The 20,851-nt window shown below is 71.5% G+C and carries 16 protein-coding genes; 8 read left to right on the top strand and 8 right to left on the bottom strand.

Annotation, left to right across the window (positions count from 1 at the left end; all coding sequences use genetic code 11):
* The 6 genes from ACZ4Z5_RS13980 (at position 1) to ACZ4Z5_RS13955 (ending at position 6,894) form a co-directional block, all read left to right on the top strand.
* Positions 1–1,563, top strand: coding sequence for a mucoidy inhibitor MuiA family protein (locus ACZ4Z5_RS13980; RefSeq protein WP_468261410.1), 1,563 nt, complete (start codon positions 1–3; stop codon positions 1,561–1,563).
* Positions 1,564–1,712: 149 nt separating this feature from the next.
* Positions 1,713–3,470 carry a protein kinase domain-containing protein gene (locus tag ACZ4Z5_RS13975; protein ID WP_468261407.1) on the top strand — a complete coding sequence of 586 codons (1,758 nt, stop codon included), beginning with the start codon at positions 1,713–1,715 and terminating at the stop codon, positions 3,468–3,470.
* A gap of 246 nt (positions 3,471–3,716) precedes the next feature.
* Positions 3,717–4,130: a cupredoxin domain-containing protein gene (locus ACZ4Z5_RS13970; protein ID WP_468261404.1), complete on the top strand. Its 414-nt coding sequence runs from the start codon at positions 3,717–3,719 to the stop codon at positions 4,128–4,130.
* Between the two features lie 211 nt (positions 4,131–4,341).
* Entirely contained in the window at positions 4,342–5,052 is a 711-nt protein-coding gene (locus ACZ4Z5_RS13965) for a hypothetical protein (RefSeq protein ID WP_468261401.1), read from the top strand.
* A 106-nt stretch (positions 5,053–5,158) separates the two neighbouring features.
* Positions 5,159–5,680, top strand: coding sequence for a toxin-antitoxin system, toxin component (locus ACZ4Z5_RS13960; RefSeq protein WP_468261399.1), 522 nt, complete (start codon positions 5,159–5,161; stop codon positions 5,678–5,680).
* A 5-nt stretch (positions 5,681–5,685) separates the two neighbouring features.
* On the top strand, positions 5,686–6,894 hold the full coding sequence (locus ACZ4Z5_RS13955) for a DUF6545 domain-containing protein (RefSeq protein ID WP_468261396.1): 1,209 nt from the start codon (positions 5,686–5,688) through the stop codon (positions 6,892–6,894).
* 40 nt (positions 6,895–6,934) lie between these two features.
* On the opposite strand, the gene ACZ4Z5_RS13950 is transcribed toward ACZ4Z5_RS13955, so the two are convergent.
* Both ACZ4Z5_RS13950 and ACZ4Z5_RS13945 read right to left on the bottom strand, forming a co-directional pair.
* Complete coding sequence (locus tag ACZ4Z5_RS13950; protein ID WP_468261393.1) at positions 6,935–8,764, bottom strand: trypsin-like serine protease; 1,830 nt, start codon at positions 8,762–8,764, stop codon at positions 6,935–6,937.
* 276 nt (positions 8,765–9,040) lie between these two features.
* Positions 9,041–9,553 (bottom strand): hypothetical protein, encoded by a 513-nt coding sequence (locus tag ACZ4Z5_RS13945; protein WP_468261390.1) that lies wholly within the window; start codon positions 9,551–9,553, stop codon positions 9,041–9,043.
* 609 nt (positions 9,554–10,162) lie between these two features.
* On the opposite strand from ACZ4Z5_RS13945, the gene ACZ4Z5_RS13940 reads away from it, so the two are divergent.
* On the top strand, positions 10,163–13,528 hold the full coding sequence (locus tag ACZ4Z5_RS13940; RefSeq protein ID WP_468261388.1) for an ALF repeat-containing protein: 3,366 nt from the start codon (positions 10,163–10,165) through the stop codon (positions 13,526–13,528).
* A 158-nt stretch (positions 13,529–13,686) separates the two neighbouring features.
* Here the strand turns inward: ACZ4Z5_RS13940 and ACZ4Z5_RS13935 are convergent, their stop codons facing one another.
* The 5 genes from ACZ4Z5_RS13935 to ACZ4Z5_RS13915 form a co-directional block, all read right to left on the bottom strand.
* Complete coding sequence (locus tag ACZ4Z5_RS13935; protein WP_468261385.1) at positions 13,687–13,830, bottom strand: hypothetical protein; 144 nt, start codon at positions 13,828–13,830, stop codon at positions 13,687–13,689.
* A 430-nt stretch (positions 13,831–14,260) separates the two neighbouring features.
* The gene (locus tag ACZ4Z5_RS13930; RefSeq protein ID WP_468261382.1) at positions 14,261–14,740 is read right to left on the bottom strand and encodes an NUDIX hydrolase; all 480 of its coding nucleotides are present in this window, start codon (positions 14,738–14,740) and stop codon (positions 14,261–14,263) included.
* Positions 14,741–14,749: 9 nt separating this feature from the next.
* Complete coding sequence (lnt, locus tag ACZ4Z5_RS13925) at positions 14,750–16,369, bottom strand: apolipoprotein N-acyltransferase (RefSeq protein WP_468261379.1); 1,620 nt, start codon at positions 16,367–16,369, stop codon at positions 14,750–14,752.
* 349 nt (positions 16,370–16,718) lie between these two features.
* A complete protein-coding gene (locus ACZ4Z5_RS13920; protein WP_468261376.1) occupies positions 16,719–17,282 on the bottom strand; it encodes a hypothetical protein in 564 nt (187 codons plus the stop codon).
* Between the two features lie 71 nt (positions 17,283–17,353).
* Complete coding sequence (locus ACZ4Z5_RS13915; RefSeq protein ID WP_468261373.1) at positions 17,354–18,139, bottom strand: glutamate racemase; 786 nt, start codon at positions 18,137–18,139, stop codon at positions 17,354–17,356.
* 66 nt (positions 18,140–18,205) lie between these two features.
* Between ACZ4Z5_RS13915 and ACZ4Z5_RS13910 the strand changes: the two genes are divergently transcribed.
* Positions 18,206–19,393, top strand: a complete 1,188-nt coding sequence (locus ACZ4Z5_RS13910) for a glycosyltransferase (RefSeq protein ID WP_468261371.1) — start codon at positions 18,206–18,208, stop codon at positions 19,391–19,393.
* A gap of 77 nt (positions 19,394–19,470) precedes the next feature.
* Here ACZ4Z5_RS13910 and ACZ4Z5_RS13905 read toward each other — a convergent pair whose 3' ends face one another.
* Positions 19,471–20,757, bottom strand: a complete 1,287-nt coding sequence (locus ACZ4Z5_RS13905) for a TerD family protein (RefSeq protein WP_468261517.1) — start codon at positions 20,755–20,757, stop codon at positions 19,471–19,473.
* Positions 20,758–20,851 lie beyond the last annotated feature (94 nt).

Below are 20,851 nucleotides of genomic sequence, written 5' to 3'. Positions count from 1 at the left end.
ATGACCACGGATCCGAAGCCGATCGCCCTCCCCGTCACCGCCGTCACCTGCCTGGAGGATCGCGCCCACGTCGAGCGCACCGCCGTGCTCGACCTGGAGGCCGGGGTCCAGCGGCTGCGCCTCGGTCCGGTCAGCGCGCTGGCCGTGGACCGCACCCTCCACGCCGAACTGACCGCCGATCACCCGGCGTCCGTGCTCGACCTGAGGATCGTCCGCAGGTGGACGCCTCGCGGGCCACTGCCGTCCGCCGACGACGACTCCGCCCTGCGCCTTCGCGTACACGCCCTCGAGGAGGAGCAGTTCGCCCTGAGGCAGCGACGCGATCGGCTGCGTGTCCGCCTCGACCTGGTCGGCCGCCTCGCCGCCGATCTGCTGCGGGAGATCGGTGAGGGGGCCGGCTCCGGGGAGACGGACGGTCCCCGCTGGGCCCGCGAACTGGACCGGGTGGACGAGGAGCGCGACGCGTACGGCGAACAGCTCCGCACCGTGGAGGCCCGGCTGGCCTCCCTCGCCGTCGAACTCGGGGAGGCCCAGCGGGCCATGGACCTCGCCGAGGCGGAACCGGCCGAGCTGGTCGGCCACATCGAGCTGACCTTGGAGACCGCGGCCGCCGGGCCGGTCGGGCTGCGCCTGACCCACCTCACCCCGTGTGCGCTGTGGCGGCCCGCCTACCGGGCCGTGCTCGAGGGGGACTCGGTGACGCTGGAGACCGACGCGATGGTCTGGCAGCGCACCGGCGAGGACTGGTCGGACGTCAGGCTGACACTGTCGACGGCGCGCTCGACGCTGGCCGGCGAACCCCCGCGGCTGAGCGAGGACCGGCTGACGCTCAAGGACCGGTCCGCCGCGGAGCGTCGCACGGTCGACGTCGAGCTGCGCGAGGAGGAGATCGGGACCCTCGGGCCTGCTCCGGTGCTCGGCCTGCCGGGGGTGGACGACGGCGGCGAGGCACGGGTGCTCCACTCCCCCGCGCCGGTGTCCGTGCCCGGAGACGGCCGCGCCCACCGGGTGCCGCTCTCCGCCTTCACCACGGCCGTGAGGAGCGAGTACGCCTGCTCCCCCGAGCTGTCCCCGCTGGTCACCCAGGTGGTGCGGTTCGACAACCTGTCCGGCCACGCACTGCTCGCCGGTCCCGTGGACCTGGTCCGCGGCAGCGGGTTCAGCGGCCGCGGCACCCTGGACTTCACCGCCCCCGGCGCCCCCGCTGAGCTGGCGTTCGGCAGCTGCGACGACTACCGGGTGGTGCGGCAGGCCGAGGAGTCCCGTGACTCCACCGGTATCACCCACCGGACCGTGGTCACCCGCACGGTCCGGCTGCACCTGTCCCGGTTCTCCGCTCCCGGGGAACACGACGAACGGGTGGTCGTCCTCCGGGAGCGGATCCCGGTCTCCGAGGTCTCGGCCGTGGCGGTACGCGTGCACCAGGACGCCTGTTCCCCGGCTCCCGACGTGGTCGATGCGGAAGGCATCGCCTGCTGGAACGTCACCCTCCCACCGGGCGGCCGCCGCACGGTCACCCTGGTCTACGAGCTGTCGGCGAGCGCCAAGGTCGCCGGGCTCTGAAGTCCGAATCCCCGCATCGGCCGACGGCAACCGACGGGCTCGGCATCCGGTGCCGCCGGGTTGGGCCGCCGCACTCACCCTGCGCGCCTGCCTCTACCCTTGAGGCCGGCGGTTGATGGATCACGAACAGCGGTGGAACGGAGCGTGCGGTGACGGCGGGGGCAGCGAATGGCGGAGAGCTGGCAGGCAAGGTGCTCGGGGGACGCTACCGGGTGACCTCCGTCATCGGGCGCGGCGGCATGGGAGTGGTCGCCCGGGCCGTGGACGAACTGCTGAACCGAGAGGTCGCCGTCAAGGTCCTGCGGGCCTTCTCCGACGCCTCCGCAGCCGAACTGGCCGATCTGCGGACCCGGATGCAGCGGGAGGCGCAGGCCGCCGCCCGTATCCGGCACGGCGGCGTGGTCACCATCCACGACGTGACCGAGGAACAGGGTCTGCCGGTCATCGTCATGGAACTCGTCGACGGGCCCTCGCTCGACGACGTGCTGATGGAGCGCGGCACTCTGGAGCCGCACGAGGCCGCGGCGATCGGCGCCAAGCTGATGGACGCGCTCGACGCCGCGCACCGGGCCGGCGTACTGCATCGGGACGTCAAGCCCGCGAACGTGCTGATGGAGCACAGCGGCAGGGTCGTTCTGACCGATTTCGGCATCGCCACCATGGAAGCCTCCGGCGACGACGCCATGGCCAAGCTGACCCGCTCCGGTGACATCATCGGCTCCGTCGACTACCTGCCACCGGAGCGCGCGCAGGGCAGGGAGCCCGGTCCCGCGTCGGACATCTGGTCGCTGGGCATGACGCTGTACGCAGCCGTGGAGGGCACCTCGCCGTTCCGCCGCAATTCCGCATGGTCCACGTTGTCGGCCATCGTCACCGAACCCCTGCCGGAGCCCCGCCGGGCCGGACCACTCGCACCGGTGCTCCAGGCACTGATGGCGAAGGAACCGGAGAACCGGCCCACCGCAGACGAGGCGCGCGGCATGCTGGAGCGCGTCGCCTCGGGCGGGACGGTGCGCCTCGCGTCCGCCGTCCCGGCGCCCGCTGCGACGCCCGCTCCTGCTCCCATCCCCAATCCCACGGTGGTTCCGGGGGCCGCGGCCGCAGCCGGACCGGCCCCCGGATTCGGCCCCGCGCTGTTCCCCCAGGCCGCCCCGCAGCCTCAGCCTCCGCACGCCGACCACCCGCAGCCCGGCGCGCCGGTCGCGGGCCACTCCGGATTCCCCGCCGGAGTCCCCGCCGCCGAGACGAGCCCCACGACAGCCCGTCGCGCACGGGGAAGCAGCAACCGCACCGCCATCGCTGCGGCGGCCGCTGTCGCACTCATCGCCGTAGGCGGAGGCATCACCTACGCCCTGACCTCCCAGCAGCGCGGCACGACCACGGACGGCGCGCTGGCGACACCGCCCGGCGTCAGCTCCTCGGTGGACAGCGGGCCGCCGACCGGGGCCGGGACCCCGACGTCCACCGGTTCTCCCGGTGCGTCGTCGAAGCCGTCGGCCTCGGAGGAGCCGGACGGTCGCGAGGACGAGGAGCCGGGCCCCACGAAGAAGCCCGTCGTCGAAGGCGACAAGCCGGCCGAGAGCCCGTCGGCCTCTGCGGAGACCAAGTCCAGCCCGACGGTGAAGGAGCCCACCCCGGTGTCGACGGCCTGCACCGGTTGGGCCCACGAGAACCGCAGCGACGGCTACGGCTACCTGGCTGCGAACTCCCACCTCTACACCGGGCCGTACGCGGAATGCCAGTACGTGACCGTGGTCAAGACGGGTGTGAAGCTCTACTACCACTGCTACATCACCAACGCCTACGGCAACAAGTGGATCTACGCCCGTATCGAGGGGACGAAAACCGAAGGCTGGGCCTCCGGCACCAAACTCACCAAGGAGAGCGGCACCCTGCCCCGCTGCTAGCACCTGTGTGGTCCCGTCCTTCCTTACTGGTGTCCGTGGGCGGGTCGTGCGGGCAACGGGGGCCGGACGGCACGAGCGACGTGCCGGGCCTCGGGGTCGAGTGATGTTCCGCCGCACCGCCGGCCCGGAGCCGATACGGCGGATGGCGGTACTGCCGTGGCGGGCGCCACCCTGGTCGGCAACCCTGAGTGCGCGGCCGGTCACCAGCCGCGCCCGGCAAGCAGTCCAGTCGAAAGGCCGCCCCACATGTCCTTCACATCTCCGCGGCGGGGGCTGACCGCCCTGGTGGGCGCAGCCTGCTGGCTGCTCGCCCTGACCAGCTGTTCGAACGGCGGCGACGGAAACGCCTACGGCACAGCGCCCGCCACCACCAGCGCAGCGCCCACCGCGGCCAGTGCCGTAGCCGGTGCGGCGCGCATCGTGATCGAGAACTTCACCTTCAGCCCGGCCGATCTCGAGGTGCGCCCCGGGGCGAAGGTCACCGTCGTCAACCGGGACTCGGCCCCGCACACCGTGACCGCCACCGGGGACAAGGCGTTCGACACCGGCACCATCGGGGCCGACGCGACGGCCACCTTCACCGCGCCGTCCACACCCGGCAGTTACTCCTACCTGTGCACCATCCACCCGAACATGAAAGGCACCCTCACCGTGACCTGACACCATCACCAGGGCCCCGCACCCACGCGCGAAGTCCCCTGACCGCATCGGCTTCGTGGCCTCGGCCGGCGTGACGACCGGCGGCCCCAAGCCCGGAGCCCGCCGCGATCGGGGGATCGGTGATGACGCATCAACGGTGGTTGCTAGCCTTGCAAGGCCTCGTCCGAAGACCGCGGGAGTTCTTGTGAGTGATGGGCCTGCTCAGGATCTGATGGGCACGGTGCGTCGGATCGACTCGCTGTTGGACCGCATGGGATTGAACCGCGACGACGTGCTGCGGGTGGAGGGGGAAGGCGGGCTCTCGTACGCCTCCGGGGTGCCCGTGGAAGAGGTGCGGGAATTCCTGCGCGGTGAGCGGTCCGCCGAACCCGGGCGGGAGGGGGACGTGATCGAGGCTCGCCACCGGCGCGTGGTCGAGCGGATCCTGTTCCTGCGCGCGACGAGGCTGCGCGCGGCCGCGGACGGCAGCAGGCGGCCCTACTCCCTGGCGGAGATCGCGGCCGGTGCGGGAACGAGCGCGCAGTGGCTCGACAAGATGATCAAGACCGGTCGCGCTCCGAACCTCGACCACGCCGCCGGGATCGCGGCATTCTTCGGGGAGAAGATCGAGTTCCTGGTCGCCGAACCGGCAGAGGCACTGGACCACGTCCTCCAGCAGATCCACAAGGACCTGCTGGAGCGGACCGTGGAGCGCCAGGACCAGGACCTGCGGCGCCTGCGGAGCGCAGGTCCGGTGAGCGAGGTGGACCCCTCACTCGGCGTCGTCGCGTACGCCGCCCGGGCCCTGGCCGACGTACCGGACGACACCGCCAAGCCGCTGATCGCCCTTATCGAGTCCGTCGCGCGGCGTTCCCGTGAGGAGCGGGCCCGAGAGGCCCGGGCCGCTCTCGAGGGAGCGGTGGTGCACAATGACCTCGATTGATCCTGGTGGCCCGGAGACCACGGCTCACCAGCGGTAACGCGCAAGGAACTGATGCATGGGGGGCTGTGCATCCGGCACGAGGGACGGGTGGCACGGGGTGGGGGTCGTGCGCGAGATGAAGCGGTATCGCGACGAGTTGTTCATGGGGCTGCAGCAGCCGGTTCCCGAGCAGGCTGTGGAACTGTTGAAGGCGATCTGCGCGTGTGCGGCCCGGAGCAACGGTCGTGAAGTGCGCTTGATGCTGGAGGAGTTCCCGCCGGGCTCGGTGACGGGCCTGTGGCTGGACATGGGCGACTACGACCTGATCGTCCTCGAGGCGAACACCTCTCCGCTGCACCAGGTCGTGATCCTCGGGCATGAGCTGTGGCACCTCAGGGAAGGCCATTGCGGTCATGGCGGCGCGGCCGGTGCGATGGCCGCGGCCCGCATGCCGGGAGACCGATGGAGACCTGGCGACGCGGTCGCCTACGTCGCCGCCCGTACGGAGCCGGACCTCGAAGAGGAGCGGCGTGCGGAGAGGTTCGGCCGGATGCTCGCCGATCGCGTCCGGCCCTGCATGGACCACAGGCGTAGCACGACACCTTTCGTCGGAGTGGCCGGCCGCATCTGGGCGTCGCTCAGAGGATGACAGAGGTGAACCTTTACATCCCTGCCGCCGCGCTCGGCCTCGTGCTGGTCGTCAAGTTTCCCTCGTTCATGAGGCGCTGGCGCAGTCCGGTGGTCCGCAGCGTCAACGCTGTGATCTTCCTGCAGGCCGCGGCGTTCTTCTTCTCGGCGCCTCCCACGATCACGGTCGTCAACGAGATGACCGGCGTCACCAACTTCTCGATGGTGCTGGTCTACTGCATCCTCTCCGTCTACGCGTGTGCCTGCCGGGTCCTCCTGGAGAACTGGCGTGAGGACGTGGAGGTCCGCTCCCACACCCGCCGCCGGGTCCGGCGTTGGATCCGGGGCCACGCTGTCGTGACCATCCTGCTCATCGGCTGTTTCCTATGGGGTGAGGCGCCGGTCGAGCGGCAGCGGGACTTCGAGACCTACTACGCCAACACCCCTTTCATACGCGAGATGGTGCTGCTCTGCCTGTCCGCCGTCACCGCCGCCTCCGCCGCGGCGGCCGCCGCTTGCTGGAGATGGGCGTGCGACATCCGCAGGGAGTGCCCCGAGCGGAGGACACCGGCCGGAGGTCTGCTGCGCACCGGGCTCACCGTTCTGGCCTTCGGCTTCCTGATCAACGTCACCTACGGTACGGCCAAGCTTGCCGCGGTCGTGGCCGTCTGGACCGGCCGGGACTGGGGTTGGCTCCACCGGATGGCCACGACCTTCGCCTGCCTCGGCACCCTCCTCGTCGCCGCCGGCTTCCTCATCCCCGTCGTCGGCTCCTGGCTCGCCGCACAGGTCTTCGGGCCCCTGCGGACTCTGCGTGCCCTGGGCCCCCTGCAGCGGACCCTGTGTCGCGCCGGCGGTCCTCGCCGTGACCCGATACGGCTCCCCACTCCCTGGAACGCCGGTCCCGGCAGGCGCGTCATGGACCGGATGATCGACATCCATGACCGGATGCTGGAACTCGGGGCGTACTGTTCGGACGAAGTGCGCGCACAGGCCTACGCCGAGGCCCGCCGGGGCGGCAGGACGGAGGCCGAGAGCGTCGCCATCGGGCTGGCCGCCATGTTCACGGCCGCGGCGGACGCCCGCGCCGACGGCATGCCGACGGACAACGAGCAAGGAATGGTGGCGATTCGGGCGCTGCGAGCGGCCGAGGCGGACCAGTACCGGGACCTGCTCGTCGGCATCTCCCGGGCCCTTGGCCCGGTCGCCGTCCTGTCGCCTTCGGCCAAGGAGTGAGGGGGCGGCCTGTCGGTCAGGCCGCCCCCTCATCGTGAGGTCAGGGGCGGGCCCACTTGGTGTTGGCACCGCCGTTGCATCCCCACAGGCCCAGCGTGGAACCGTTGGCCGTGGCCTGGCCCCACACGTTCATGCACTGGCCGGGATTGAGCGCGGCGGTGATGGTGGCGTCGTCGTTGACGTTCCACTTCTGCTCGGCACTGCCGTCACACGGCTGGACCGACACGGCCGCACCCTGGTTCGCACCCTTGGCGGCTGTCAGGCACTTGTCGCCGCCCACGCGCAGCTCCTTGGCCGCGGTGGCCTCCCACTGCTGGTTGGGGCCGCCCCAGCAGTCCCAGATCATCGCGGTCGTGTCGCCGTTCCAGTCCAGGCAGCGCTTGGACTGCTCGCCCTGGAAGGTGGAGCTGGCCCAGCGGATGCCGCCGTCGCTCGCGTGGACGACGAGGGCCTTGCCGTTGAGAACGGCGTATGCGCCCGCGCCGTTCCAGCTCGTGGTCGCCCAGAGGTTTCCGCCCTTGCCCTGGCCTCCGTCCTTGGAGTAGAGGACGAGGTTGCCGTCGTCCTGCATGTGCAGGTACGACCGCCAGTTCCAGGTGTACTTGCCCCACAGCTCACGGCCGGAGGCGGCCTCGCGGACCAGGACGTTGCCCTGGATGTCCATCATCAGCACGGTCTGGCCGTTGGTGAGCCACTGACCGGGCATGAGCTTGGCTCCGGAGGCGAGCTTGTCCTCGCGGGAGGCGGTGTCGCTCTCCCACAGGCTCCTGAACGTCCCGTGGCTGCCGTTCGAGACGGAGGAGGCCACGACCAGGTTGCCGTCGTTCTTCAGCGCAAGGTGGGCACCGGGGTTGCCGAACGTCTTGGACGCCCACAGCGCGCTGGACGGGTCGGACTCCCCGCCGCCCTTCTTGTAGACGACGAAGTTGCCGTCCTTCTGCATGACGGCGAACGCCCCGGGATTGCCGCCGGTGCCGGAGACCCACAGAGCGCCGCCCTGGTTCTCGGCGCCGGTGCGGTGGTACATGACCAGGTCACCGTTCGACTGCATGATCAGCTTCACGTTCGCCGACGAGATCGTCTCACCGGACCGCAGCGTGTCCCCGGCCTTGAGGACGACCGGGCGCTCCTTGACGGAATCGACCCACGAGGCGAGGTCGTCGGTGCGCGCGGCGATGGCACCGGTACGGGTCTCGGTGGTCGGAGTGCCGAGGCAACCACCCTGCCAGGAACGGCTGTTGACACCGACCAGCTTGCCGGCTTCGTCGAGCACCGGGCCGCCGGTGTCGCCCTTGCACAGGACGTCGGTACCGTTGGCGGAGTCGAGGGCCAGGTCGCCGCCGGAGGCGCTCTTGACGGTGAAGGCGGCGCTGTGGAGCTTGTCCGGGACCCACACGGTCTTGGTGCGGCCGAAGCCGGCGGCCGACACACGGTTGCCGGCGGCGGGGGCCGTCGTGGCGAGCTTCACCGGCGCGATGTCCTTCGCCGGGAGGTTCAGGCGGGCAAGGACCAGGTCCCGGTCCGTGCGCGGCGCCAGCTCGACGATGTTGCGGACCGTGCCGCCGGTCAGGGTGGCGGTGGTCTTGCGCGCGGGCTTGCCCGCGGCCACCGCTTCACCGGGCCGCTCGGCGAAACAGCTGGCGGCGGTGGCCAGCCAGAATTCGTCCACGAGCGTCGCGGTGCAGGCCCGGTTTTCGGGCCACTCGCCTATCGACAGCTGAACGGTGTGCGTGAGCTTGTCGGCCGCGACGGGAGTGCCGACGGCGGCCTGGGCGGTGCCGTTGAGTCCCGCGAGGGCGAGGGGGGCTGAGAGGAGAGCCGCACCGAGGGCGGCCCGCACGGGTGACTGTGCGAAGTGCAAACGCTTCATTTCACTTCCTGGAAGCAGGGCTTGGGCTGAACGGCACTGCTCGGTGTCCTTGCCGACGCAGCGGTCGTGTGCTGCGGTCGGCGCGGCCGTTCCCGGCCGCAAGAGCGTCTCTTGACGTGGGGGACACGGAGGCTGGCCTGCGTGGTGGTGTTCGAGGCGGGCGGGGGGACGCCGGGAGGGGCGCCCGCGGGCACGGCCGGCTCGGCGGCGGACGCCCTGACCGGTGTGTGGCCGGTCGGCGGGCTGCGGTTGGGGCCGGCTGATGGGCGTCCGCGCCTACTTGGTGGTGCGGATCTCCATGAGCATGTAGTCACGACCCTGCTCGTCGGCGCTCTCGCCGACCGGGGTCCACGTGTTCTTGTTGATGTCGAACGACTTCTCCTCGGTGCCGACGGTCATGTCGACCTGGGCCGAGTAGTTGTTGCCCTTGACGACGAAGACGCTCGGGATCTCCAGAGCCAGGTAGCCCCGGGTTCCGGTGACCTTGAAGCAGATCTTCTCCTTCTCGCGCGACCAGACCTCGAGCAGGTCGGTGGCGCCGGCGCAATCGGCGAGGACGATGTGGCCGTCGCCGCGCTTGAGGACGATGTTCTGCGCGGCGAGGATCTTCTCGGCGTCGGGATAGCCGAAGTCCTCGACGGCGAAGCCCGGGCCCTCCTCGGCGACGGCCTTCATCGCGACGGTGTCCGTAGCGGTCGGTCCCGCGGTGCCGGCGATCGCCAGCCACGCCATGGCGCCCGCTGCCGTGGCCGTGGCCACCGCGCGGACGAGCCTCTTGAGTGCCTTCATCTCTGTCCCAGTCGTCGGTTCCGGTCACAGCCCGGAAGAGGTGTCGCGTACGGATGCGAAGGCTGATGTCCAGTCGACAAGAGATGCGTCAAAGACGGACCGCTCTTGGTGGAAGCCCCCAACTCCTTTCGGGATCCTAGCCGAACAACCGGCGCGGAAATCAAGTCCAGAGAAATGAACATGACGGCTCATCAGTTCATTTTCCTCCACCGAAGGAAGCTCAAGGGCCATGCGCTCCCCAGGTGCCTCTCGGGCTGTCTCGGCGTTCGTGGAGGTGTCGGCATCCACCCGCGGATGGTGACGTGCCCCACATGGACTCAGAGATACAAGGCGATCAAATGAGGCGATTTGCTCAGATACATCCGCTCCATGCTGCGCGTTTGAGCCAACGGATGACCTGTTCCCGCCTCTTGGAATCAACGGGAATTGATCGACAATCAACTAGCGTCTGGTCAAGGTCGCGTGGGTCGCATAAGGTCATGCTGCGCGCCTCTCGGACCCCGCCGGCTCTGCCATGGTCCGACGAAATGAACGCGACTCACACCTTGCTGCCCTGGGCCCGCCACACTCTTTTTGCGGCGTGCCATGCGCCGATAGCGAAGGACCGTTTTGGACACCATTTACTGGAGTAGGCGGCGCGTACTCGGCGCCATAGCGGCCACCACCGCCGTCGTCACCACTTCCAGCCTCGTTCTCAACCCCACGGCGGCCTGGGCCGAGGCATCGCCTCCGGACGCCGACCCGCTCCGACTGCCGGACACCGACCGTGCCAAGGTCGTCAAGGCATGGGTGCTGGGCGGGAAGGCCGTTCGTGCCGCCGCCGCTGCCGCGCTGACCGGTTCCGACGCCGACGTGCAGAACTTCCTGGCCGTCAAACTCGCGTCGGAAACCGCGGTGGACAACCGTGACGCCCTCATGACCAGCCTCGCGACGGCCGGCAAGGGGACCCGCCGCGAGGCCGCCGCCGCGCTCAGCGGCGGCGACTCGGCCATCTCCGCGTTCCTCGCGGGCGGCTTCAGGACCGCCCTTGTGGAGGACCTGCGGGTGGCCACCTCCACGGTGATGGCCACCAGTGGCAAGGCCGTGAACAAGGCGGGCAACGCCGCCCTCAACGACGGCTCCCAGGCCGCGCTGGAGAAGTTCCTCACCATGGTCCAGTTCACGGCCCGGCTGGAGGACATGCGCGTCGAGGCGTCCAAGCTGCTGATGCTGGCGGGCCCGGAGGTGCAGAAGTACGCCAACAGGGCCCTGTCAGGCGGGGAAGCCGAGGTCGAGTGGTTCCTCGAGACCGGCCAGCACATCGCCCGGGCCCGCGATCAGGAGCGGGCCAGGATCGAGGAACTCGTCTCCGTCGCCAACCGCGAGGGCAAGACGGCCGCAGCGAAGACGAAAGAGGCCGAAGAGGCCTCCGCCCGGGCCGTGGAAGCAGCGGCCAGGGCCAAGCAGGCCGCGGAAGTCGCGGAGGCCGAGGCCCGCAAGGCGGAGAACGACGTCGTGAAGGCCGGCCAGGCGGCCCGCAAGGCAGCCGAGGCCGCGAAGGGCGCGTCCGACGCGTCACGGATGGCCACCAACGCAGCGAATGCCGCCATTCAGGCTTCCCGTCGCGCCGCGAACGCCGCCATGGCCGCGAGCCAGGCGGCAGCGTGTGCAGGCACCGCCGCCACCAGGGCGTTCAATGCGGCCATCCAGGCCTCCAAGGACTCCGCCTCCGCCGGCGAGGCCAAGACGGCTGCCGTTGAAGCCCGGAACGCCGCCGCCATGGCGCGGGCCACGGCGGACCAGGCCGAGCGCGCCGCCAACGCTGCGGAACAGGCCGCCGCCTCAGGTTTCCGTGCCGCCGCATCGGCGCGGGAGTCCGCCGCCACGGCGGAAGCGGCCTGGAGGACCGCGGATGCGGCAGCCGGCCGGGCTGGGGCAGAGGCCGCAAAGGCCAAGCGCGAGGCTCAGATCGCCACCGCGAACGCCCGGATCGCCACCAACGCCGCCGGCACGGCGCAGGCTCTCGCCAGTGCGGCCGCGACCGCGGCGCGTACCGCCCGGAACGCCGCCTACAGTGCGGCCGCCCACGCGGAGAAGGCCGCGGAGGCCGCGGAATGGGCCGTCACGTACGCCGGTCAGGCCGTGGACCACGCGAACAAGTCCACCGAGTTCGCCAACGAGGCCACCAAGGCCGCCGACAAGGCCACGGAAGCGGTCGTCCAGGCGATCGCGGTGGAGAAGAGCGCGCGCGAGGCCGAGCAGCAGCGGCTGGACTACGAAACGCAGCGGGCGGTCGCGGAAATGCGACTGTTCTCCCAGGCCGAAGCCCGTGAGAGGGCCGAGACCGAGGCGAAGCGCACCCAGGCGGAGCAGACCTCCCAGGCGACGAAGGACCTCATCGCGAAGGCCGAATCGGCCCTGCGGGCCGGGAACTTGGGAGAGGCCGCCGACGCGGGCCGCAAGGCGGCCCTCGCCGTCATGGACTCCCACGGCATCTGGTCCCGCGAGGCGGCTCAGTTCGCCCTGGCCGGTGCCGACGCCGACGTCCACGCCTGGGTGGACAGCGACCGGCAGATCGCACTCCGCCAGGACGACCGGGAGAGCACCGTCCATCTCGCCAGGATCTCCCCATCGAAGATCGCCTTCGCCGCAGCCACGGCGCTGGAGAGTGCCGATCCCGACGCTGCTGCAACGTTCCTGCGCACCGGTGCCATCAAGGCGGCGGCCATGGACAACCGCGTCGTGGTCGCCCGCCTGCTGGCCGAGAAGCCCGGCCGCGCGGTGGCCAAGGCAGCCAATGCGGCGCTGGACGCCGGAACGGCGGAGGCGCTGCACGAGTTCCTCTTCGTCACGTTCGAGAAGGCGCAGCGGGAGGACGACGCGGTGGCCACCGCGGCTCTCCTCCAGACCGCGGGTCCCTACACCAAGGCCCATGCCCAGGCGGCGCTCGAGGGCCCGTCATGGGTGCGCCGGAAGTTCATCGCCTCCGCCCAGTACGAGACCGCGCAGCTCGATCACGACGCCGCCAGCCACATCGCGGCCATGCAGGGTGCCATCGCCGCAGCCGCGAAGATCGCCGACAAGGCGCAGGAGGATGCCGCCCGCGCCCAGGAGGCCGCGGCCAAGGCCCGCAACGCCGCCGCGGAAGCGGTGGAGTGGGCAGGGAAGGCGCAGCAGGCGGCCTCTCGCGCCGCCGCCTCTGCCAAGCAGGCGGACACCTACGCGGACCAGGCCGAAGAGTCCGCCCGCAACGCCCAGGCCTCGGCCGCCAGGGCCAAGCAGGCGGCGGCCACCGCACGCCTCGCCGCGCGCTCGGCCAACTACTCCGCCAACCAGGCGGTGAAGTCCGCCCGCAGTGCGGTCGCCTCCGCCGGCCGCGCGAAGGAGTCGGCGGTCGCCGCCCGCGCCTCCGCGATCCAGGCGGGCAGGAGCGCGGCGGATGCGGCCGGCGCGGCCGGCGCGGCTCGCCTGGAGGCGGCGCAGAAGAGGGAGTGGGAGCACAGGGAGGCGGCCAGGCTGGCCGCAGAGCAGATGGCGGCGGCCGAGGCGGCCAAGACGAACCCGGCCGAGGCCCCCGAGCACGACTCCGTCAAGTGGGGTGTACCCATGTCGGACTGGCGGCAGTGGGCCCACGACACGCATGAACTGGCCTTCTACACCGGCGTGGGCAGCGTCGCGGCCGGTGTCGCCGGTGTGGCCGCGGGCCTCACCGTCGCCGGTATCCCCCTCGCCCTGGAACTTGCGGGAGTGGCGCTCTTCCTGAGCGGCGCCACCGTCGCCCTCGACATCGTGAGCGCGTTCTGCAACGGGATGGGCTACGGATGGACGAGCAAGGAGTTCAGGAGTTCCGCCGGGGTCGCGGCGCTCAGCATCATCACCTTCGGGAAGGCGAGTTTGATCGCCAAGGCCCCGGGCGTCCCCCACATCGCCAAAGAGCTCACGAGTGCCGCATATGACGGCTTCGGAGCGATCGTCAACCGGCTGACCGCACACTGACGCGGTGGCGCACTGGAACACAACGAGGGCCGGTGTCCGGGAGGACACCGGCCCTCACAGCGTGAGTGACGGATCGCGTTCCCGGCGGCGGGGGCTCCGGCACCGCTGATCGCGACGGCGCTGCTCGCGGACCATGGCACGTCGACGCCGATCGCGCTCTACGTGATCGCCGCGGCGCTGCTGACAGTGGTGGCGGTCGCCTGCGCACGGGAGACCCGGAGCGGGGATCCGGCGGACGTGTGCGCTTCGGACACGGGATCGGCTGCGACGGCGGCGCCGTCCCGGGCGGGTGACGCGCGCATCGCGTGACACCTCGTGGCAGGTAGGGAGCCTCCGGATGGTCGTGGCCGGCCGTGCCCGTGCTAGCGGCGCCTGACCGCTCGTGCTGGTTGTACATGGTCACAGGGATACCTGCCGCCCGGGTGGCCGCGCCAGGCCTGTGGACAACCCGTGACCGGGTTCGCGGCGAGCCCGGCGTCGGTTGTCCACAGGGGACCCGGATGCCGGGTCGAGGCTGAGGACGGGGCTGTACTTCAGTGGGCCGTCCAGCCGCCGTCCATCGTGAGCGAGGTGCCTGCCGCTCCGGTGACCGGGGCGGTGCGGCCCTCCGGACCCGCCCTCCGTGGAGGGGCGCGCGGCTGGGAGGAGTGCGGGACCAGATGTGACGGGGACGGCCATGCTCGGCCCCTTGGCGGGGCCCTTTGATCAACCGATGTGCTCAGGACCCATAGTTCATCGCTGGGGCACAGATGCGAACCATGTGGGTTCGTCGAGGAGCGCCTGCTTGATACGGAAGGCGGAGAACTCGTGCAGCCGCGGAAGGGCGTCCACGGGGAACCAGTCGACGTCGAGCGACTCGTCGTCGTTGACCCGTGCCTCGCCGCCGACGGCACGGCAGCGCAGTGTGATGTCCATGTACTGGCAGAGGTCCCCGTTGGGATAGGCGACCGGGTCCATCGCCTGGACGAGGACGACGCGCTCGGCGACGCACAGTACGGCGGTCTCCTCGTACACCTCGCGGACGGCGGCCTCCGCGGGCTGCTCGCCAGGTTCCGGGATGCCGCCGATCGCCGACCATCTGCCGTTGTCCGCGCGACGGCCGAGCAGGACCCGGCCGTCGTCGTCGAAGACGATGGCCGTGACCCCGGGCAGCCAGAGCAGTTGCCGTCCGGCGGTCGACCGGAGATCACGGATGAAGTCGGGAATGGCCATGTGCCGACCCTAGGCTCCGGAGGGACCGCTCCGCCGGGAACGGACCGCGCGGGCCGATGCCCAGCCGAGTCCGGCCATCGCCACGACGGCAAGCAACGCCTCGGGCAGGGTGCCGAGGCGGGTCGCCGGGGTCAGCGAAGACCGCAGCGGCACCTCGGCAACCAGGGCGTCGGGCGTGAACATCTTCGTCTGCCGGGTCACCGTGCCGTCCGGCCGGATGACGGCGCTGACACCGCTGGTGACGGGCACCAGGACGGCACGGCTGTGCTCGACGGCGCGTACCCGGGACATGGCCAGCTGCTGGTAGGTCATCTCGGTGCGGCCGAACGTGGCGTTGTTGCTCGGCACGGCGATGACCTGGCCGCCTGCCGTCACGGTGTCCCGGACCGCGGGGTCGAAGGCCGCCTCGTAGCAGGTGACGAGGCCGACCTTGGTACCGGCGAGGTCGAAGACGCCGACCTTCGTACCGGGTCCGAAATCGCGGCGCACGCGGTCGACGTCGGAGCTGAAGATCCGGGCGACGGACCGCATCGGGATGTACTCGCCGAACGGCTGGACGCGCCGCTTGTCGTACGTCTCGGAGGGGCCGCTCTCGGGGAGCCACTCTATGAGGGTGTTGCGCAGGGGCCCCGTCTCCGGCTCCAGGACGGAGCCGACCACGGTGGGCGCCCCGATCGCCGAGACAGCCCGGTCGATCACCTGGCGGGCGTCGTCGTTGCGGAAGGGGTCGAGGTCGGAGGAGTTCTCCGGCCACACGACGAAGTCAGGCCGGGGTGCCTTGCCTGCTTTGACGTCGTCCGCGAGTTGAGTGGTGCGCCGCGCGTGGTTGTCGAGGACCGCGCGCCGCTGGGCGTTGAAGTCGAAACCGGCCCGCGGCACGTTCCCCTGGATCACGGCGGCGGTGGCGGTGCCGTCCTCGGCCGCGGCGGAGACGAGCGGCCGGGCCGCCACGGCAGCGCCGACGGGGACCAGGACGGTCAGCACGGCCGCGGCGGCCGCGCCGCGCGCCCAGGCCTGGGTGCGCCGGCGGGCACGCACCTGACGCACGGCTTCGAAGAGGCCGAAGCCGCACAGGACCACGGCGAAGCCCAGGACGGGTGTGCCGCCGACGGCCGTGAGCGGCAGGAACGCACCGTCCGCCTGCCCGAACGCGATCTTGCCCCAGGGGAAGCCACCGAAGGGCATCCGGGCGCGCACACCTTCGGCCACGATCCATGTGGCCGCGCCCCATACGGGCCAGGCGGGCAGCCGGGACACCGCGGCGATGCCGAGGCCCGCGCCCGCGACGAACAGCGCCTCGATCCCGGCGAGCGCCAGCCATGGAACCGGACCGACCTCCTCGCCGGTCCACACGAGCAGCGGGAGCAGGAAGCCGAGTCCGGCCAGGAAACCGAGTCCGAAGCCGGCACGGAGCCGGCGCTCGTGGAGCGTCCAGCCGAGCAGTGCGAAACCGAGCAGCGCCAGCCACCACAGGGGGCGCGGCGGGAAGCTGAGGTACAGGAGAACGCCCGACAGAACCGCCGCGGCGGGCCGCACGAGCCGCTGCGGCAGCCGGCCCCGCGGGGAGAGTGGGGTCGTGGTCGGCGCGGCGACTCGGCTCGCCCGATCGGTCTGCGTGGTGGCGCTCACGTGCGGAGTCTACGGCGACACGCTGTGGGGCGGGCACTCCGTCCGTCGTCGGGCGGGCAGACCATCCATGGCGGAACAAGCGCTCTGCCCGCCGTCGCGCAGGCACACCGCCCGTGGCGGAACAAGCGCTCCGCCCCTCGTCGCGCGGGCACTCCGTCCGTGACGGAACAAGCGCCCTGCCCGCCGTCGCGCGGGCACTCCATCTGCCCGAAAGCGAGTTCTCCGTCCGCCGTCGCGCGGGCACTCCATCTGCCCGGGGGCGAGTTCCCCGTCCGCCGTGGGACGAGTGCTTCGTCCATCGTGGGCCAGCCGCTCGCGCACCCGGGCCCGTCCCCCGACGGCCACCGGGTCAGACCTTCGCGGCGTCGTTCCCCGGCGTCAGCCCTCGGATGCGATCGCGGACGATGCGGACCGCCGATTCCGCGTCGTCCACCGTGACCGTGAAGACCCGGCCGTCACCGAGTCTGAGCACCATGCCCTCGCCGCGACGGACGACCACGGCCGTGCCCTTCTCCGGGCGCCAGCGGTAGCCCCAGCCGCCCCACTGGCGCGGGGTGACCTTGGGTGCGAATTCGGCGCCGACCACGTGGGAGAGCGGGATGCGCCGGCGCGGCAGGCCGATGTGGCCGCAGCGCACTTCCACGGCGTCGCCGTCGACCCGCACGGCGACGTGGACGAAGGCGAGCGTGCCGAAGAGCACCAGGAGTCCCGCGGCCATGCAGCCGATCACGGCCATGAGGAGCGGAACGATGCCGGACGTCCAGGACGAGTCCACCGCCAGCACGACACCGAGCGCCAGGCACGCGACGCCGATGGCGGCGAGCAGCCACTGGGCACGGTTCGTGGCACGACCCGTCCAGACCTCCGGAATGTGGTCCGCCGGGCGATTCGGGTCCTCGGTGTGGTCCCTCATGCCGTGCAGGTTACCCGCGTCCCGCGAGGTCAGCCGTGGCCCGGGACTGCGCTTTCAGCAGATGCGGGGCCTCACCGCGCAGGGCTGGCAACGGGAAGGAGGCGTCCTTCCGCGTAGCGGAGGGCTGCGGCCGGAAGAGTGGACGTGCGCCCGCTGAGCAGCACGGTGAGCCGGTCGGCAGGCGTGGCGTCGGGGGCGGGTACGGCGCCGATGCGGCGGAGGGCCTGGGCGGCGACGGCGTCGGCGGAGCCGTGCAGGACCAGCCGCGGGCGGCCGGGCTGCTGGACGGCGGCGCGGATCCGTTCGGCGACGAGTTCGTAATGGGTGCAGCCGAGGACGACGGAGGCGACGTCGGGTGGGGTGAGTGCGGCCGCGGCGGCGACGGTCCGCTCGATGGCGTCCTCGTCGGCGTTCTGAACGGCGTCGGCGAGGCCCGGGCAGGGCACCTCGGTGACGGTGACTCCGTCGGCGAAGTCGCGGATGAGTCCGCGCTGGTACGGGCTGCCGGTGGTGGCGGGGGTGGCCCAGATGGCGACCGGTCCGCCGCCCGCGGCGGCCGGTTTGATGGCCGGGACGGTGCCGATCACGGGTATGCCGGGTTCCAGTTCCGCGCGCAGGGCGGGGAGCGCGTGCACGGACGCGGTGTTGCAGGCCACGATGACGGCGTCCGGCCGATGGGCGGCAGCGGCCCGTGCCACGGCCAGGGCCTTCGCGGTGATGCCCTCGGGAGTGTGGGGGCCCCAGGGCATGCCGTCCGGGTCGGACGAGAGGACGAGATCCGCGTCGGGCCGCAGCCGGCGTACCGCGGCGGCCGCCGCCAGCAGTCCGATTCCCGAGTCCATGAGCGCGATCTTCACCCGGTCACCCTAGCCGACGGTGTCACCGCCCTTGCGCTCCGCCCGTCATGGGGCACACTGCGGCGAATGAGCGCCATTGCGTGGATCGCGACGGGATCGGCGGCAGTGTGGCTGTGGTTGCTGCTGGGGCAGGGGTTCTTCTGGCGCACGGACCAGCGGCTTCCTCCGCGTACCGAGCCGAAGTGCCCGGAGGACTGGCCGTCCGTCGCGGTGATCGTTCCGGCGCGGGACGAGGCGGACGTACTGCCCGTCGGGCTGTCGTCGCTGCTGGCCCAGGACTATCCGGGCCCGGCGGAGATCATTCTGGTGGACGACGGGAGCCGGGACGGCACGGACCGGCTGGCCAGGGCGCTCGCCGCGGAGTGGCCGGGGCTGCCGCTGACGGTGACGGCGCCCGGTGATCCGCCGCCGGGGTGGACGGGGAAGCTGTGGGCGCTGCGCCGCGGGATCACCCTGGCGCGGGAGCGTGACCCGGAACCGGAGTACCTGCTGCTGACGGACGCCGACATCGCGCACGAGCCGGACAGCCTCCGGGAGCTGGTGGCGGCCGCCCGTTCCAACGGTCTGGACCTGGTCTCGCAGATGGCGCGCCTGCGGGTGGTGACGGTGTGGGAGCGGCTGGTGGTGCCCGCGTTCGTGTATTTCTTCGCGCAGCTGTACCCGTTCCGCCGGGTGAACCGGGCCGGGGCGCGCACGGCCGCCGCGGCGGGCGGCTGCGTACTGCTGCGTACCGAGACGGCGGTGCGGGCGGGGGTGCCGGACTCGGTCCGGGGGGCGGTGATCGACGACGTGTCGATGGCGCGGGCGGTGCGCGAGGCCGGCGGCCGGCTGTGGCTGGGGCTGGCCGAGCGGGTGGACAGCGTCCGGCCGTATCCGCGGCTCGGGGATCTGTGGCGCATGGTGTCGCGATCCGCGTACGCGCAGTTGCGGCACAGTCCGCTGCTGCTGACGGCCACGGTCACGGGGCTCGCGCTGGTGTATCTGGCGCCGCCGGTTGCCGCGGTGGTGGGCCTGCTGGGGGACGATCCGGTGGCGGGGTGGCTGGGGGCGGGGGCCTGGCTGGTGATGGCCGGGACGTTCCTCCCGATGCTCCGCTACTACCGGCAGCCGCCGTGGCCGGCGGTGGCGCTGCCGTTCACGGCGCTGCTCTATCTGCTGATGACGGTCGACTCCGCGGTACAGCACTACCGGGGCCGGGGAGCGGCGTGGAAGGGGCGGACGTACACGGCGCCGGGAGCCGCGCCCGAGCGGTGAGCCCGGGCGCGGCTCGCGAAGGACGAGGCCAGCGGCGGTCGGCGTCCGGTCCGGTGGGTGAGCCCGCCGACCGGTGATCACTTACGGCCGGGCGTCCAGTTCATCCCCCATCCGTAGGCGCGGTCGACGGTGCGCTGAGGGCTGACCCCGCGGTCGGGTACGAGGTACTGCGCCTCGCGCTGGACGACGAGGTCGCCGTCCTGCCGGGTGATGAGGGCGAGTGCGCACACCGTGGAGGGGACGGTGCATTCGTCGAGGAAGAACTCGACGGGGGCGCCGTACTGCGGGGTGAGGGTGACGGTGGCGTGGAGGTCGGCGAAGCTCCGCGCGCCCTCGTAGATGGTGACAAAGACGAGGACGCGGCGGAAGGCGCCCTTGTGGTCGAGGTTGATGGTGAGGTTCTCGCCGGTGGCGACGGCGCCGGTACGGTCGTCCCCGTCGAGGTGGATGTAGGGGGGATGGTGCAGCGCCCCGAAGGCGTTGCCGAGCGCCTGTACGACTCCCTTGCTGCCGTCGGTCAGTTCGTAGAGGGCGCACAGGTCGAGGTCGAGGTCGGCGTGTTCGGCGACGGCGCGGCCCCGTTTGCTGCCCCACCCGGTGAACTGCTTGCGGACCTGCCAGTTCAGGTTGACGCGCATGACACCGGAGGTGCCGCCCTGCTTGGCGAGGGAGACGCGGGGGGCCTCCTTGGTGAGCGTGACCTTGCTGAGCCGTACGGGGGCGGCGGCGGGGGTGGCGGCCGGGGCGGGTGCCGAGGGCGTCCGGGCGGGCCGGGCCGGAGCCGGGAGCACGGGTGGAGCCGCCGGAGGCGTGACGGGAGCGACCGGAGCGGGCGCCGTCCGCTGCGGTTCGTCCACGGTGATACCGAAGTCCGTTGCGAGCCCTTCGAGTCCGCTGCTGTAGCCCTGACCGACCGCCCGGAACTTCCACGCACCCTGACGGCGGTAGAGCTCGCCGAGGATGAATGCGGTCTCGACTGTCGCGTCGCTACTGTCGAAACGGGCGATTTCTGCACTGTTCATGGCATTCGTCACACGTACGTACAAGCCCGGCACCCGGCCGAAGTTGCCGCCGTCCGCGGACGCGGCCAGCACCAGCCGCTCGATGCCCGGCTCCACGCGCGCGAGGTCGACGGACAGGCTGTCCGTCGTGACCCCCGCGACGACCCGTTTCCCCTCGTGGCGCACCGCGCCGGAGGCGTGCACCGGCTGGTTGTAGAAGACGAAGTCGGCGTCGGAACGGACCTTTCCCGACGCCAGGAGGAGTGCGGACGCGTCGACGTCGGGAACTCCCGGACCGGAGCTCCATCCCATTTCGACGCGTACGGCTTCCGCCGGTACCGGAACATTGGCTCCTTTAGACATGGACATGCTCGCCCCCATCGCACTCGACCACCGGTCTTTTCCCTGGACCGATGCCATTGTTCGGGCCGGGGGCACCGGCCGGTAACCCCCCGCA

The organism is Streptomyces sp. NPDC030222 (assembly GCF_055573115.1).
The sequence above is the reverse complement of the archived record's forward strand: the minus strand, read 5'-3'. Positions and strand labels throughout refer to the sequence as shown.